The organism is Nocardia sp. CDC159 (genome assembly GCF_023740735.1).
GTDB classification, from domain to species: Bacteria; Actinomycetota; Actinomycetes; order Mycobacteriales; family Mycobacteriaceae; genus Nocardia; species Nocardia pulmonis.
Genome location: NZ_JAMRXH010000017.1, coordinates 69,696 through 85,505, shown reverse-complemented (window position 1 = coordinate 85,505; position 15,810 = coordinate 69,696). Strand labels below are relative to the sequence as shown.

The following is a 15,810-nucleotide window of genomic DNA, read 5'->3' as shown; positions in this document are numbered from 1 at the left end:
TTGGACAACCGCATGGACACGCGCAGGGCCGGCACGATGCCTACCGTTTCGTTGCCCGCCGACACAACCGCAACCGGCGCGACAGTATTCGCACTGCGCTTCACCGGATACCTCTACACCGTAGGGCTGCGCGACGCCTTCGCCGACCTGATGGCCCGCCACGAGGCCTTACGCACCGTCGACCCCACCAGGGTCAACCTGGTGCTGTCGCCCGAGGCCGCCCCCGTCCCCGATCTGGTTCCCGTGCTGGTCACCCCCCTCGAATTACCGGGCGCCGTAAACGAATTCCTCTCCCCCGAGGCGGCCCGCGCCACGTCCGCCCCCGTTCGCGCCCGCTCGTTCCGCATCCTCGGCGACCCCGAGGACACCCCCGACCACCTCCTGGTGATCATCACCAACCACCACACCACCAACCGCATCTCCCCCGCCCGCCTCACCCGAGACCTCATGACCGCCTACGCCGCCCGCCGCCGCAACCTGCCCCCAAGCTGGACCCACCGCCCCCACCACCTACACGTCCACGAACTACGCCAAGTGCACCTTCTGGACCCCACCGCCCTGACCCCCGCTCCCGTATAGCCCCTCCCCCAAGCCATTCCACCCATCCCGCCGGAAGCCCCACCCGGCCAACGCCCTCGCTGCCGAGTCCGACCATCGGCGTGCCGATGAGTTTCGGCGAACACCGCCGTCAGTAGATCGAAACTTCGAACACCCGCAGCCGGGATGGGCGCGGAAGCGATGGTCGCCGACCATCACCGCGCACCGGCCGGCTGCCCCGGACGTGGAGATTTGCTCTAGTGTCGAATGTTGTTTCTCGCAACGAGCTGTGGGCGATGGTCCACGCCGAACGGGCGGCGTTGGCCGACGACCTCGCCGATCTGACCGACCTGCAATGGGCTCAGCAGTCACTGTGCGAAAAGTGGACGGTGGAACAGGTCGTCGCACATCTCACCGCGGGCGCGACCAACAGTCGATTCCGTTGGCTGGTCAGCGTCATCAGCACCGGGTTCGACTTCGACAAACACAACGCGCGACAGCTCGACGCCCACCGCGGCGACAACCCGGCCGAGACCTTGGACCGATTCCGAGCCATCGTCACGAGCACCGCCTCCCCGTCCGGCCATATCGCGGCCTGGCTCGGCGAGGTGGTCGTCCACGCCCAAGACATCCGGCGTCCGCTCGGCCTATCCCGCGAGCCCTCGATCGCAGCCGCCACCGCCGTCGCCCACTTCTACGCGAGCCGGAACTTCACCGTCTCCAGCCGAAGCGCGATCGAAGGGCTCCGTGTGGTAGCGACCGACAGCCCCTTCGCCACCGGAACCGGCCCCCTGGTCACGGGGCCGACCCTTGCCTTGACCATGGCAATGGCAGGCAGGAGCACCTATTGCGATGACCTCACCGGGCCGGGCGTGCATACCCTGCGAAACCGTCTGTGAATCCCTCCGCCGTCCACCAGCGCCCGAAATGACGGAATTCGGTTGCCCGGGTGGGTTCGGCGGGTGACGATCGGGCGGTGTTGTTGACGATCACCTGCGCACGGCCCCCGGGGGCCGCTTGGCCCGCTACCGACCTCGGGTTCTTGTTGCACAAGAATCCAGCGCGGGTGCAGGTCTTCGAGCAGTCGTACGGGGCGGCGCACGTGGTGTATCCGGAGGCGACCGAGCAGCGGTGTACCGCGGCCCTGCTGTTGGAGATCGATCCGATTCGGCTGGTCCGGGGGAAGTCGCGGGGCGCGGGGGAGTTCAGCCTCGGGCAGTACGTCAACGATCGGCCGTATGCCGCCTCGTCACTGCTGGCGGTGGCGATCTCGACCGTCTTCGGGACCGCGCTGCACGGGCGGTGCGCGCAGCGACCGGAGTTGACCGAGACCGCGCTGCCGCTGCGGATCGAGCTACCCGCCGTGCCCTGCACGGGCGGACCCGAGATCGCCGAGCGAATCTTCGCGCCCCTGGGCTGGCAGGTCACCGCGACCCCGATCCCGTTGGATCCCGCCTTTCCGGACTGGGGCGAATCCCATTACCTCCGGCTGGAACTGACCGGTGCCCTGCGCCTGTCCCAGGCCCTGTCGCACCTGTACGTTCTGCTGCCCGTCCTCGACGGCAGCAAGCACTATTGGCTGGCCCAGGACGAGATCGACAAACTCCTGCGCGCCGGCGCGGATTGGCTCCCCACCCACCCCGAACGCGCCTGGATCACCCGCCGCTACCTCGCCCGCCGCCAGTCCCTCGTCCGCGCGGCCCTGGCCCGCCTCGCCGAAATCGACGACGCCACACCGGAACAACTCGACGCCGTCGAAGAACCGATTGCCGACATCGACGATTCCCTCGCGGCCACCGCGCCCGCAGACCTCGCGGCAGGTACCGCGGACCTGCCGAGCAACGCGGGAACGACAACCGACCCGGACACGCCGAACAGGCTGAACTTCGTGAACGATCCGAGTACCGCGAACGCCATCGACCCGACCGACCGCGCGCATCCGGCCGACCGCGCGAACACGACCGGCATCACCGACCGGAACAGTGGTGGCGAATTCGCCCGTTCCACTGTCGATTTCGCGACATCGACGCATACGCCGCACGACCCTTCGGCCGCACCCCCGCACCGGTCGCTCACCGTCACCCGCCGCGCCGCGGTCGTGCGCGCCCTGCGCGACCTCGGCGCTCACCGCGTGCTCGACCTGGGCTGTGGCGAGGGGGCGTTGTTGCGGGAGTTGGCGGCGGATCGGGAATTCACCGAGATCGTGGGCGTGGATGTGTCGACTCGGGCGTTGCACGTGGCGCAGCGGCGGATGGAGCGGCTGCCTGCCTGGATGGCGCAGCGGGTCCGGGTTCGTCAGGGTGCGCTGACCTATACCGATGCGGCGTTGCGCGGGTATGACGCCGCCGTGTTGATGGAGGTGATCGAGCATGTCGATCCGCCTCGGCTCGCGGCGCTGGAGCATGCCGTATTCGGCTCGGCGGCACCGAAGGCGGTGGTCGTGACGACTCCCAACGCCGAATACAACGCACTCTACGAGGGCCTGCCCGCCGGGACCTACCGGCATACCGACCATCGATTCGAATGGAGTCGGACCGAGTTCGCCGAGTGGTCCCGACGGATTGCCGAAACATACGGCTACACAGCACGATTCGAGCCGATCGGCCCAATGGACGAACGCCACGGCTCCCCGACTCAGATGGCGATCTTCGTCGGTGACGCCCGGGAAGGAGAGGCGTGATGACCGAGCTGTCCATCCCCGAGCTGTCGCTGGTCGCCCTGATCGGTTGCACCGGTTCGGGTAAGTCCACCTTCGCGCGCAAGCACTTCCGCCACACCGCGATCGTTTCCTCCGACGCCTGCCGCGGCATCGTCAGCGACGACGAGAACGATCAGAGCGCCACCGACGACGCCTTCGCGCTGCTGCACCACATCGTGGGCGTGCGGTTGCGACGCGGGCTGCGGACGGTGGTCGATGCCACCAACGTCCAGCCCATGGGGCGACAGGAACTGGTGCGGGTGGCGCGCGAGCACGACGTCCTGCCCGTCGCCATCGTCCTCGACGTCCCGGAGCGAATCTGCCTGGAGCGCAATGCCGATCGGCCCGACCGCGCCCACCTCGGCCGGCACGTCGTCGCCCGTCAGCAGCGCGATCTGCGGCGCAGCCTGCGCGCGCTGGAACGCGAGGGCTTCCGCAAGGTCTACGTGCTGCGCGGCGTGGCGGAGATCGAGGCGGCCACCCTGGTCGACGAGAAGGCTTGGAACGACAAGCGCGAGCTGACCGGGCCGTTCGACGTCATCGGCGACGTCCACGGCTGCCGCGCCGAACTGGAGAACCTGCTCGAAACACTCGGCTACCTCCTGCGGCGAGACGAGGCGGGCCGCCCGATCGACGCCCGCCATCCCGACGGCCGCACCGCCGTCTTCGTCGGCGACCTCGTCGACCGCGGCCCGGACACCCCCGGTGTGCTCCGCTTGGTGATGGGCATGGTGGCAGCCGGAAACGCGTTGTGCGTCACCGGAAATCACGAACACAAACTGGTCCGCGCCCTGGACGGCAAGAAGGTCCGCATCGCCCACGGCCTCGCCGAATCGCTGGCCCAGCTCGAGGCCGAGCCCGAGGAGTTCCGCACGGCCGCCCACGAATTCTGCCGCGGCCTGGTCAGCCACTACGTGCTCGACGGCGGCAATCTCGTTGTCGCCCACGCCGGCCTGAAGCAGGAGTATCACGGCCGCGCCTCGGGCCGGGTGCGCTCGTTCGCGATGTATGGCGAAACCACCGGCGAGACCGATGAATACGGCCTGCCCGTGCGCTATCCATGGGCCGAGGACTACCGCGGCCGCGCCACCGTGCTCTACGGCCACACCCCGGTCACCGAGCTGCGCTGGATCAACAACACCCTGTGCCTGGACACCGGCGTGGTGTTCGGCGGCCGCCTCAGCGCCCTGCGCTATCCGGAACGCGAGCCGGTATCCGTTGCCGCCCAGCGGATCTGGTACGAACCGGTGCGACCGCTGCAGGCGACCACCATCACCACCGCCGCGGGGGTGGTGCGCCGCGATCCGGGCGTCCTCGACCTCGACGATGTGATCGGCCGCCGCGTCGTGGAGACCCGCCACCACGGCCGGGTGAGCGTGCAGCAGGAGAATGCGAGCGCCGCCCTCGAGGTGATGAGCCGCTTCGCGATCGACCCGCGCTGGCTGATCTACCTGCCGCCGACCATGTCCCCCTGTGCCACAGCCGATTCCGGCGACCTGCTGGAGCATCCGGCGCAGGCGTTCGCCTACTACCGGTCCGAGGGCGTCGGCACGGTGGTGTGCGAGGAGAAGCATATGGGTTCGCGTGCGATCGCCGTGGTCGCGCGCACCCCGCAGGCTGCCCGCGACCGCTTCGGCATCGCCGACGGCAGCACCGGCGCGCTCTACACCCGCACCGGCCGCCCGTTCTTCGACGATCCGGAGCGCACCGAGGCCGTCCTCGCGCGCCTGCGCGCGGCCGCCGAAACCGCCGGGCTGTTCGACGAATTGGGCACCACCTGGCTGGCCCTCGATGCCGAACTGCTCCCGTGGTCGGCCAAGGCCATGGGCCTGCTGCGCGACCAGTACGCCGCGGTCGGCGCGGCCGCCCGCGCGGCCCTGGGTGCGGCCACCGAGGTCCTGGCGGCGGCCGCCGCACGCGGCCTGCCCGTCGGCGAACTGGCCGAGCGCACCGCGACCCGCCGCCGGGACGCCGAAGCCTTCACCGCCGCCTACGGCCGTTACTGCTGGCCGGTGGACGGTCTCGAGGGCTTGCGGCTGGCGCCGTTCCAGATCCTGGCCGCCGAGGGCGCCAACCTCGCCGTGCGCGACCATGATTGGCACCTCACCCGGCTCGACGCCCTGGTTGCCGCCGACCCGCGGCTGTTCACCGGTACCCGCCGGATGACCGTGGACCTGGCCGACCCGGACGCCGAGGCCGCCGCGACCGCCTGGTGGACCGATATGACCGCGGCGGGCGGCGAGGGCATGGTCGTCAAACCGCTCGCATCGCTCGTAACCGCAAGCGGGACCGGCAGACTCGTGCAGCCGGGCGTGAAATGCCGCGGCCCGGAGTATCTCCGTATCATCTACGGCCCGGAATACCCGCACCCGCGCAATCTGGCTCGCCTGCGCGTGCGCGGCCTGGGCCGCAAACGCGCACTGGCCCTGCGGGAATACGCCCTCGGGCTGGAGTCGCTGGACCGCTTCGTCACCGGCGAACCGCTGTGGCGGGTGCACGAGGCGGTCTTCGCGGTCCTGGCCCTGGAGTCCGAACCGGTCGATCCGCGCCTGTAGGTTTCAGACCGCGAAGACCTGCGAGTCGTCGGCGAATGCCTTGAACTCCAAGGCATTTCCGGCCGGATCCAGCAGGAACATGGTCCACTGCTCGCCGGGCCGACCGGCGAAGCGCAGATAGGGCTCGATGACGAACTCGGTGCCCGCCGCGCGCAGCCGGTCGGCGAGCTCGTGGAATGCGGGCACGGTCAGCAGCAGGCCGAAATGCGGCACCGGAACGTCGTGGCCGTCGACCTGGTTGTGCGTCCGCGGCGCCCGGTTCGGCGCGAGATGGGTGACGAACTGGTGCCCGTGCAGATTCCAGTCGATCCAGGTGTCGGCGCTGCGGCCCTGCTCGAGGCCCAGAACCTCACCGTAGAAGCGGCGCGCTGCGTCGAGGTCGTCGACCGGCACGGCCAGATGGAATCGCGGGATCGGGGAGTCGAGAACGGTCATGTCGCGCACCACCTTTCCGGCCGAGAGTACTACGGCCCGCGCCGAGGCGATGCGCGGCGGAATCGCCGATCTGTCGATCACCTGTCCGCGTCGACCGCCGGGCGCTGGGCGCACGCCGCGCCGACGCTGGAAGTTTTCTCGGCGCTCAGTCGGCGGACAGGCGCTCGACCAATCGATCGATGAGCGGGCGCTGACCGGCGGACAGCTTGACCCGCGCCGCGTCCGGATCGAACCATTCGGCCCGATCGATCTCCGGGAACTCCTGCCGCCGCCCCGAGCGCGGCGGCCATTCCATCTCGAAGGTCCCCGGATTCATCCGGGCGGGATCGAGCTCGCCCTCCACCGCCCACACCACGACCTGTTTGCGCCCGCTGCTGTAGCGAACCTCGCCCAGGTCCAACCACTCTCCCGCAGGCACCGGCAGCCCCAGTTCCTCGGTGAACTCCCGCGCCGCCGCGGCCCGCGCCTCCTCGACGCCGGGCTCGTACTCGCCCTTGGGAATCGACCACGCGCCCGCGTCCTTGCGCGCCCACAGCGGCCCACCCAGATGGCCGAGCAGCACCTGCAACCCGGGCCGACGCCGATAGACCAGAACCCCCGCGCTGTATCTCATGCTAGCAGTCTGCCGTAGCGCTAACCCAGGGTCGTGACCTCGGTGGAGTCGTCATCCTCGGTCGAGGACACGCTGCCGCTGACCGCCTCGGCGAGCACACCCAGAATCAGGAACACCACCAACAGCACCTTCCCCGCGGTCGAGACCAGCAGCGGCCGGGTCGGCGAGGCGGGCGGCCGCCCCGCCGCCGCGGCATCGTCACCGAAGATCCCCCACGGATAGGCCGGGGTCAGCAGCGAGACATACGACATCGTGCGCACATGAATCCGCAGCCCCGCCGCCGACGCCTCGAACAGCGCCCGCGGCTGCCGACCGAGGATCAGCGTCACCAGCCACACGATCACCGCCACGCTGGACCACCCCACATACAGCAGATTGCTCACCACCAGCATCGGAAACGCCAACACCAGCCGAAACAGCACCGCCAGCCGATTCAACCGGGTGGGCGCCGGAAACCACACCCGCACCGGATACCCCACCGGCGCTACCTCGAAGGTGAACGGCGGATACCGATCCACCAGCAACAACACATACCCCGCAACCCGCCCCTCATACGCCACGATGCTCCGCAACAACTCCCCACACCACTCCGGCAACCGTCCGAGCACCAGGGCGGCAAACCACCCCACGATCACCACCACGGTCCCGACGATCTGCAATACCCACACCGCGACCAACTGCGGAATCACCAGCAACAACCGAAGCAACACGGTCCACCGCCGCTGCCGCTCCGGAGCGAACACATCCAGCTCCACCGGCTCCGGTGCCTCGGCAACATACATCGGCTCGGGCGTAACCGTCATGCCATCTACGTTAAGCAATTGATCAGCAAACGCCTCGATTCCACGCCGACACGCGGCGAGGGGAATCGAGTGCGATATGGATGCCGACGGGCATTCCGGAAAAACATCATCGGTTCATGGTCGGGGTGACAGGATTTGAACCTGCGACCCTCCGCTCCCAAAGCGGATGCGCTACCAAGCTGCGCTACACCCCGTTGTCGGCCAGCGACTCCGCTGGCGAGTCCCCGATGAACGGGAAAACGGCCGTCGGAGCGGGCGACGGGAATCGAACCCGCACCATCAGCTTGGAAGGCTGAGGTTCTACCATTGAACTACGCCCGCACGCACACGACACCGATGGGATCGCCACGATGCCGTCTGCGCCTGAGACTGTACCGAACTCCGCTTCCCGAACGCCAATCGCCTCGTCGGTGACGGTCTTGTCGGCGCGTCGGGGGCGACACGCGAACACGCCCATGCGGGACACACCGAAGCTGGTGTAACACCACAGGCAGGCAATCGATCTCATTGCCGATCGCCATTCGCGAGACACCGGAACAGGTTGCAAAACATCGCGTTTCCGTGTCGGGTGGCTTGCTAGGATCCTTTTTGCCGGACGGGGGTATCTGGAAAGGGGGCGGTGAGCGTGCGCCGATGGTGTACAGGACCGCATAGCAGTGAGCTCGATCCGAAGGGTACGACCGGCAAGGGCGCCGGTTCAGACGGCGTCTGCGCGGGGTGAGCGCAGATGCCCGCCGAACCGGATGCACCGACCGCCGCGGCGATCGCCGCGACCACCCGGGACTGGGTGCGCGCCGTCTACGGCGGCAGCGGCCTGAGCGTCCCACCCGAACATCTCGAACAGGTCTTCGCCGCCATCATCGATGAGCTGCTGGATCTGGCCGGATCCGAACCGTTCCCAGTGCGGGCGGCCCGCGATGTCGGCCACCGCCTGGCCGAGCCGCCGTTCGACCGCACGCGCATGCTCGCCCCGGCGACGCGCGCGCTGCTGGGCTTCGCGCCGGGCGAACCGGGTTCGCTGGTGGCGACCCGGTGGCCGTTCGTGGCCAGCCACGCCATCGACGCCTATGCCGAGGCGTTGCAACAACGGGCGCTGGCCCAGCAGGAGCGCAGCCTGTCCGAGGCGGTCTCGGTACGCGTGCAGGAGATCGCCGCCCTGCAGCACCGGCTGCGCCACGAGGCCACCCACGATGCGCTGACCGATCTGGCGAATCGTTCGCTGCTGCAGGAGCGGGTGCGGCTGATGGCGACCGACCGCTCCCGCGGCGTCGGGCTGCTTTTACTCGACCTGGACGACTTCAAGCAGATCAACGACGGCTTCGGCCACGCGGTCGGCGACGAGGTGCTGGTGGAGATCTCGCGGCGGCTGCGCGCGGCCTGTCCGGAGGAGACGGTCGTATGCCGTTACGGCGGTGACGAATTCGTGCTCGCGCTGCCCGCCCGGCGCAATACGCTCGGCGAGGTGGCCATGCGGGTGCTCGCGGCCATGCACGATCCGGTACGCACGGCGGCGGGGCCGGTGCCGGTCTCGGCGAGTGTGGGCACGGCGTTCTGCCCGCCCGGGCGCGCCTGCGATTTCTCCGATCTGCTGCGCAGTGCCGATCGGGCGATGTATTCGGCGAAGACGGCCGGGAAGCGGCGATTCGCGCTGTCGGAGGTCGGTGGCGAGGTGGAGCCGGGTGGATTCGTCACCCGGCCGATCTTCGACGCGGCGGTTGCCGGATAAGTCGCAATCGTCCGGTTATCCGGCGTGCGCGTACGCTTGTCGATGTGTCGCTCTTGCTGATCCTTCTGGTGGTCGTGCTGATCGTCTTCGTGGCGGTGGTCTTCGCCGGTCGGTCCTCCCGCAATCGCGAGGCCGCCAAACTCGCCGACGCGAAGGCCGACGCGCGACGCCTCATCGAACGGCTCGGCGGTCAGGTCTACAACCTGACCGGCACCGACGCCGCCTCCAAACAAGCCCTCGCGGACGCCGGTGAGCGCCTGAACGCGGCCGGTTCGCAGATCGACCAGGCGACCACGGTCGCGCAGGCCCGGCTCGCCAAGGAGACCGCCGTGGAGGGGCTCTACTACATTCGCGCGGCGCGCACGGCCATGGGCATGGATCCCGGCCCCGCGGTACCCGAACTCGACGGCCAGAGTGCGGCAGGGCGGGTGACCGAGGACCGCGCCATCGACTTCGAGGGCCGCCGCATCGAGGCGTCCCCGACACCGTCCCCGCAAACTCCCAATTACTACCCCGGCGGCCGCGTCGCGGGCCGCCCGGTCCCCGCCGGTTGGTACTCCGAACCCTGGTGGAAGACCGCGCTCGTCGCGGGCGCCTGGGGCGTCGGCTCGGTGCTGCTGTTCGACGCCCTGTTCAGCGGCATGTCGGGCGTCGCCTACGGCGCGACCGGTTTCGAGAGCGGCTACGGCGAGGGCTACGACGCGGGCTTCGCCGCGGGCCAGGACGCGGGCGGTGCCGACCAGCAAGGCGCCTACGACAGCGGTGATTTCGGCGGCGGTGATTACAGCGGTGGGTTCGATGGGGGCGGCTTCGACGGAGGCGGGTTCGGCGGCGGCAGTTTCGACAGCGGCGGCGGCTTCGACGGCGGCTTCTGAGCCCTTCCCCGGCCTACCGACCCCGCACCGAAATCAACTCGGCTGACAAACCGGGCACCAGAACAGATTTCGCCCATCCAGCACCGAATGCAGAATGGTGGACCCGCACAGGCGGCACGGCTCCCCCGCGCGGCGGTAGACGTAGGTCCTCGGCCTGCCCTCCGCATACGACGGCGCACCCCGGTCGTGCTCCGGGCGCACCACCACGATCTTGCCCCGGCGCACGCCGGTGCGCATGAGCTCGACCAGGTCGGTCCACAGCTCGTCCCATTCGGCGGCGGTCAGCTCGCGGCCCGGCCGGTGCGGTGAGATGCCGTGGCGGAACAGCAGTTCCGCCCGGTACACATTGCCCACGCCCGCGACCACCGACTGATCCATCAGCAGCGCGCCGATGGGCCGTGCGGACCGACGGATGCGCTGCCACGCCCGATCGGGATCCGCGCCGCGGCGCAACGGATCCGGACCCAGCCGGGCGGTGAGCGCGGCCACCTCGGGTTCGTGCAGCACCTCGCAGGCGGTCGGCCCGCGCAGATCGGTCCCGTACGGCGGCCCGTCCCCGCGCCCCGCTCCGATCATCCGCATCCGCACCTGCCCCACCGGATCCGCCAGCGGCGCGGGCAATTCGGTGAACGTCCCGTACAGCCCGAGATGCACATGCACCACCAGCCCGGAGTCGTAGTGGTGCAGCAGATGTTTGCCCCACGCCTCGGCCCGCACCAGCATCCGCCCGTCCACCAGCGCCGCCCCTTCGGCGAACCGCCCCTGCGGACTCGACACCCGCACAACTCCCCCGGCGAAGCGCTTCGTATGCAACTTCGCCAACCGATGCAGCGTATGCCCCTCAGGCATCCAAAACCTCGCTCTCCGAGCGGCATCGAACGAACAACGCACCCTTTCTCGCACTTCGCACCCGCTGCGGGCGGCCACAGCGGGTGCGAAGGATCGGAAAGAGTGCGGCGTATGGGTTCTTCGGTCAGTTGGGGACCGCGGGGGCCTCGCCGGTCTTCTCGTACTCGGCGATGATGTCGATGCGGCGCTGGTGCCGGGCCTCGTTCGACCACGGGGTCGCGATGAAGGCATCGACGATCGCCAGCGCCTCCTCGACCGAATGCATCCGCCCACCGATGCCCATCAGCTGCGCGTTGTTGTGCTCGCGGGCCAGCTTGGCGGTCTCCACGCTCCAGGCCAGCGCGCAGCGGGCGCCGGGAACCTTGTTGGCGGCGATCTGCTCGCCGTTGCCGCTGCCGCCGAACACGATGCCCTGGCTGCCCTCGTCGGCGACGACGCGGCGGGCGGCGTCGATGCAGAACGCCGGATAGTCGTCGACGGCGTCGTATTCGTGGGCTCCGCAGTCGATCACCTCGTGACCGGCCTGCTTCAGATGGTCCTTGACGTGGTTCTTCAGTTCGAAACCGGCATGATCGGCACCGAGGTATACGCGCATGGCACCAGATTGTGTCAGGCCCGCATCGAACGGTTGGCTTCGGGATAACGCCCGGTCGTGATCATTAGAGTTCTAACCATGCAGTCCGACGATCAGTGGGCCCCACCCTCCGCACAAGCGGGACCGCCCGGCTGGAATCCCGTCACCGGAATGGCAGGCTGGGATCCCCGAGTGGGACCGCCCGGCTGGGCGCCGCAGACCCCGTACGCGCCGCCGTCGGTCCCGCCGCACAGCGGCACCCGCGGCCTGGGTCCCGACGGCCTGCCCGCGCGGCACAGCTGGGAGATCCCGCTGCTGGTGGTCGTCGTGGTGACCACCGCGCTGGCTTATCTGTTCTGCATCGGCCTGCTGCTGTTCGGCTACGTCGACCAGTACGTGATCCTGCTGATCCTGGCCCCGCTGCTGCTGTGGTTCGGCCGCGGCGCGAACTACTCCATGCAGCGGCTCAACGCCGTGAAGATGTCGCCCACCCAGTTCCCTGAGGGATACCGGCTGGTGGTCGAGGCGGCGGGCCGCTTCGGGATGGCCACGGTGCCCGACGCGTATGTGGTCACGGGCAACGGCCAGATCAACGCCTTCGCGTCCGGCCACGGCTTCCGGCGCTACGTGGTCGTCTACAGCGATCTGTTCGAGGTCGGTGGCGCGGCGCGCGATCCGGACGCGCTCGCGTTCATCATCGGCCACGAAGTGGGCCACATCGCCGCCGGGCACGTCTCCTACTGGCGGCAGCTGGGCATGTTCCTCGTGCCGTTCCTGCCGCTGCTCGGCGATGCGCTGATCCGCTCCCAGGAGTACACCGCCGACAACCACGGCTACTGCAATCGCCATGTCGGCGCCCCCGGCGCGATGAAGGTGCTGGCCGGTGGCAAGTACCTGAACACCCTGATCGACTTCGACGAGATGGCCGACCGCGCGGCCGTGGAGCGGGGCTTCTTCGTCTGGGTGGTCAATGCCCTGTCCAGCCATCCGGTGCTGACCTGGCGAATGTGGGCGCTGCGCGACCGCAGCAGGCACGGACGCCTGTTCCTGCGCCCGAACCCGCCGCAACCGCCGCCGCCGCAGTATCCGGCGTATCCGGCCTATCCCGGCGGTTATCCCCCGCCGGGCAACTATCCGCCGCCGGGGCAGTACGGAGAGGCCCCCGGACTGCCGCCGAACCAGCGGTAAGGCTCAGTCGAACTGCGGGTCCTCGGTGCGGGTCCGCTTGAGCTCGAAGAAGTGCGGATAGGAGGCGAGGGCGACCGCGCCGTCCCACACCTTGCCCGCCTCCTCGCCGCGCGGGATGCGCGAGAGCACCGGCCCGAAGAAGGCGACATCGTTGATGTGAATGGTTGGTGTGCCCACATCCTTGCCGACCTTGTCCATCCCGGCGTGATGACTCTTGCGCAGCGCCTCGTCGTACTCGGTGCTCTCGGCAGCCTTGGCCAGCTCGGCGGGCAGGCCGACCTCGGCGAGCGAATCGGCGATCACGGCCGCCAGCGTCGCGGCGCGATCCTCGCGCTCGTAGTCGGCGCGACGGTCGTGGATGCGGGTGCCCATGGCCGTGTAGAGCGGGGCGAGCACCTCATCGCCGTGCTCCTGCGCGGCGGCGATGGCCACTCGCACCGGACCCCAGCCCACCTTCAGCAACTCCAGATACTGCTCCGGCAGGCCCTCGCGATCCTCGTTGAGCACCGACAGGCTCATGACGTGGAAGTGCGTCTCGATATCGCGCACCTGCTCGACCTCGAGGATCCAGCGAGAGGTGATCCAGCACCACGGACACAGTGGGTCGAACCAGAAGTCCACCCGATCCTTGCTGCCGGTGTTGTTGTCGCTCACGTCGGCGTCCTCTCGAACATTCGAGTCAATAGGGGATCGGCGGCGCCTGCCGCCCTCGTCTGTGGTCAACGACCAAATCTCGCGGATATTTCCGAGGCCCGCGGGGCACGGCAGTAGTGTCGAGAGCAACCCGGTTGCCGTCGCACGGAGGTTCGCATGTCCACAGATTCCAGGTTCGTGATCGTCGGCGGCGGGCTGGCCGCGGCCAAGCTGGCGGAAGCCCTGCGCGCCAACGACTTCGGCGGAAAGGTCACACTCATCAGCGCCGAGGATCACCTGCCCTACGAGCGCCCGCCGCTGTCGAAGGAACATCTGCTGGGCAAGAAGGCGCTGCCGGAGTTCACCGTCGATCCGGCGCCGTGGTACCGCGACCACCACGTCGAGCTGCTGCTGGGCACCACGGTCACCGCCATCGACCGCTCCTCGAAAACCGTTGCGCTGCCGGATGGTTCGACCCTGCCCTACGACAAGCTGGCGTTGGCCACGGGGTCGCGGCCGCGGCGGCTGCCGCTACCCGGCGCGGACGCCGAGGGCGTGTACCAACTGCGCACCATCGACGACTCCGATGCGCTCATCGCGCTGTTCGGCACCGCCCGGAAACTCGCGGTGATCGGCGCGGGCTGGATCGGTCTCGAGGTCACCGCCGCCGCCCGTGCGGCGGGAGTCCAGGTCACCGTGCTGGAATCGGAGTCGGTGCCGCTGAAGGCGGCACTCGGCACGCAGATGGGCGACGTCTTCGCCGACCTGCACCGCTCGCACGGCGTGGATCTGCGCTGCGGCGTGCGGGTCGCCGAGATCGCCGCCGCGCGGGGCCGGGCGACCGGCGTGCGGCTGGACGACGGCACCGTGATCGATGCCGACGCCGTACTGGTGGCGGTGGGCGCGCGCCCGAACGTCGAGTTGGCCGCCGATGCCGGGCTGGAGGTCGACGGCGGGGTACTGGTGGACGAGAGCCTGGCGACCGTCGACCCGGACATCGTCGCCGTCGGCGATATCGCCGCCCACCAGCATCCGGTGCTCGGCCGCCGAATTCGCGTGGAACACTGGGCGAATGCCCTGAATCAGCCCGCCGTCGCCGCGCGCACCATGCTCGGCGCCCAGGCCACCTACGACCGGCTGCCGTACTTCTTCACCGATCAATACGACCTCGGAATGGAGTACACCGGCTACGTCGCGCCCGATCAGGACGCGACGGTCGTGGTGCGCGGCAACGTCGCCGCGCGCGAATTCGTGGCGTTCTGGCTGGATTCGGCCAACCGGGTATTGGCGGGCATGAACGTCAACATCTGGGATGTGGGCGACCGGATCAAGGAGCTGATCCTGTCCCAGCGGCCGGTCGACCCGAAACGCCTGGCCGACCCGTCGGCAAAGTTGTAGTGCGAGAGGCTAGTTCCAACTCTTGCCGGTGATCAGCTCGTAGGCCTCCATGTACTTCTGCCGGGTGGCCGCGACGACATCGGCGGGAATCTCCGGCCCCGGCGGCTCCTTGTCCCAGCCGGTGGAGGTGGCCCAGTCGCGCACGAACTGCTTGTCGAAGGAGGGCTGCGGCCGGCCGGGCGCCCATTCGGCGGCGGGCCAGTAGCGGGAGGAGTCGCTGGTCAGCACCTCGTCGCCCAGCACGATTTCGCCCTCGTACCAGCCGAATTCGAATTTGGTGTCGGCGATGATCACCCCGCGCTCGGCGGCGTAGGCCGCACCGCGCGAGTACACCTCGAGGGTGAGCTCGCGCAGCCGCTCGGCGACCTCGCGGCCCTCTTGGCGCACCACATCGTCGAAACTGATCGCCTCGTCGTGGCCGACCGCGGCCTTGGTGGTCGGGGTGAAGATCGGCTCCGGCAGCTTGTCGCCCTCGCGCAGCCCCGGCGGCAGCGCGATTCCGGATACCGAACCGGTCCGCTGATACTCCTTCAGCCCGGAGCCGGAGAGATAGCCGCGCGCGATGCATTCGACCTGAATCATCTTCAGCGGCTTCACCCGGATCGCCCGCCCGGCGAATTCGGCGGGCACGTCCGTGGTGGACAGCACGTGGTTGGGCACATCGGCGAAGAAGTCGAACCACCAGTTCGACAGCTGGGTCAGCAGCGCGCCCTTGTCCGGAATCGGGGTCGGCAGCACCACGTCGTACACCGAGACCCGGTCCGAGGCGACCAGAATCAGCGAATCGCCATCCTCGTACAGGTCACGAACCTTGCCCGCGTGGATGTGCTGCACCTGTCCTCCTCATATCCCGTGCCGACGCCCAACCCTACCGAGGCCCCGCTGGCGTGCCGTGGGCGGATATGTACGCGCCCGAACCGTCCGCT

At 69.0% G+C, this 15,810-nt stretch carries 15 protein-coding genes and 2 tRNA genes; 8 read left to right on the top strand and 9 right to left on the bottom strand.

The window, feature by feature from the left end; genetic code table 11:
• Positions 1-51 precede the first annotated feature (51 nt).
• From NDR87_RS29655 to NDR87_RS29640, 4 genes are all read left to right on the top strand, one after another.
• On the top strand, positions 52-579 hold the full coding sequence (locus tag NDR87_RS29655) for a hypothetical protein (protein ID WP_251917128.1): 528 nt from the start codon (positions 52-54) through the stop codon (positions 577-579).
• Between the two features lie 254 nt (positions 580-833).
• The gene (locus tag NDR87_RS29650) at positions 834-1,436 is read left to right on the top strand and encodes a maleylpyruvate isomerase family mycothiol-dependent enzyme (RefSeq protein ID WP_251916964.1); all 603 of its coding nucleotides are present in this window, start codon (positions 834-836) and stop codon (positions 1,434-1,436) included.
• A gap of 50 nt (positions 1,437-1,486) precedes the next feature.
• Entirely contained in the window at positions 1,487-3,217 is a 1,731-nt protein-coding gene (locus tag NDR87_RS29645; RefSeq protein WP_251941252.1) for a 3' terminal RNA ribose 2'-O-methyltransferase Hen1, read from the top strand.
• The gene (locus NDR87_RS29640; RefSeq protein ID WP_251916965.1) at positions 3,217-5,790 is read left to right on the top strand and encodes a polynucleotide kinase-phosphatase; all 2,574 of its coding nucleotides are present in this window, start codon (positions 3,217-3,219) and stop codon (positions 5,788-5,790) included. Before NDR87_RS29645 ends, NDR87_RS29640 begins: the two co-directional genes overlap by 1 nt.
• A 3-nt stretch (positions 5,791-5,793) precedes the next feature.
• Here NDR87_RS29640 and NDR87_RS29635 read toward each other — a convergent pair whose 3' ends face one another.
• From NDR87_RS29635 to NDR87_RS29615, 5 genes are all read right to left on the bottom strand, one after another.
• On the bottom strand, positions 5,794-6,306 hold the full coding sequence (locus NDR87_RS29635) for a VOC family protein (RefSeq protein WP_251916966.1): 513 nt from the start codon (positions 6,304-6,306) through the stop codon (positions 5,794-5,796).
• 64 nt (positions 6,307-6,370) lie between these two features.
• Positions 6,371-6,838 carry an NUDIX domain-containing protein gene (locus tag NDR87_RS29630; protein ID WP_251916968.1) on the bottom strand — a complete coding sequence of 156 codons (468 nt, stop codon included), beginning with the start codon at positions 6,836-6,838 and terminating at the stop codon, positions 6,371-6,373.
• A gap of 20 nt (positions 6,839-6,858) precedes the next feature.
• Positions 6,859-7,641, bottom strand: a complete 783-nt coding sequence (locus tag NDR87_RS29625) for a DUF4389 domain-containing protein (protein ID WP_251916970.1) — start codon at positions 7,639-7,641, stop codon at positions 6,859-6,861.
• A gap of 117 nt (positions 7,642-7,758) precedes the next feature.
• Positions 7,759-7,835 (bottom strand) — tRNA-Pro (locus NDR87_RS29620).
• A 56-nt stretch (positions 7,836-7,891) separates the two neighbouring features.
• Positions 7,892-7,962, bottom strand: a tRNA-Gly gene (locus NDR87_RS29615).
• Positions 7,963-8,368: 406 nt separating this feature from the next.
• On the opposite strand from NDR87_RS29615, the gene NDR87_RS29610 reads away from it, so the two are divergent.
• Both NDR87_RS29610 and NDR87_RS29605 read left to right on the top strand, forming a co-directional pair.
• Entirely contained in the window at positions 8,369-9,367 is a 999-nt protein-coding gene (locus NDR87_RS29610; RefSeq protein WP_251916972.1) for a GGDEF domain-containing protein, read from the top strand.
• Between the two features lie 44 nt (positions 9,368-9,411).
• Positions 9,412-10,242 carry a DUF1542 domain-containing protein gene (locus NDR87_RS29605; protein ID WP_251916974.1) on the top strand — a complete coding sequence of 277 codons (831 nt, stop codon included), beginning with the start codon at positions 9,412-9,414 and terminating at the stop codon, positions 10,240-10,242.
• Positions 10,243-10,275: 33 nt separating this feature from the next.
• Here NDR87_RS29605 and NDR87_RS29600 read toward each other — a convergent pair whose 3' ends face one another.
• The gene (locus NDR87_RS29600; RefSeq protein ID WP_251916976.1) at positions 10,276-11,091 is read right to left on the bottom strand and encodes an Fpg/Nei family DNA glycosylase; all 816 of its coding nucleotides are present in this window, start codon (positions 11,089-11,091) and stop codon (positions 10,276-10,278) included.
• Positions 11,092-11,215: 124 nt separating this feature from the next.
• Positions 11,216-11,686, bottom strand: a complete 471-nt coding sequence (locus NDR87_RS29595; protein ID WP_251916979.1) for a ribose-5-phosphate isomerase — start codon at positions 11,684-11,686, stop codon at positions 11,216-11,218.
• A gap of 78 nt (positions 11,687-11,764) precedes the next feature.
• Between NDR87_RS29595 and NDR87_RS29590 the strand changes: the two genes are divergently transcribed.
• Positions 11,765-12,853 (top strand): M48 family metallopeptidase, encoded by a 1,089-nt coding sequence (locus tag NDR87_RS29590; protein ID WP_251916982.1) that lies wholly within the window; start codon positions 11,765-11,767, stop codon positions 12,851-12,853.
• Positions 12,854-12,856: 3 nt separating this feature from the next.
• Here NDR87_RS29590 and NDR87_RS29585 read toward each other — a convergent pair whose 3' ends face one another.
• Positions 12,857-13,507, bottom strand: coding sequence for a DsbA family protein (locus tag NDR87_RS29585; protein ID WP_251916984.1), 651 nt, complete (start codon positions 13,505-13,507; stop codon positions 12,857-12,859).
• A 156-nt stretch (positions 13,508-13,663) separates the two neighbouring features.
• Here NDR87_RS29585 and NDR87_RS29580 point away from each other — a divergent pair, with 156 nt between their 5' ends.
• Positions 13,664-14,884, top strand: a complete 1,221-nt coding sequence (locus NDR87_RS29580; protein ID WP_251916986.1) for an NAD(P)/FAD-dependent oxidoreductase — start codon at positions 13,664-13,666, stop codon at positions 14,882-14,884.
• 9 nt (positions 14,885-14,893) lie between these two features.
• Here the strand turns inward: NDR87_RS29580 and NDR87_RS29575 are convergent, their stop codons facing one another.
• Entirely contained in the window at positions 14,894-15,718 is an 825-nt protein-coding gene (locus tag NDR87_RS29575) for a phosphoribosylaminoimidazolesuccinocarboxamide synthase (RefSeq protein ID WP_251916988.1), read from the bottom strand.
• Positions 15,719-15,810: the final 92 nt, after the last annotated feature.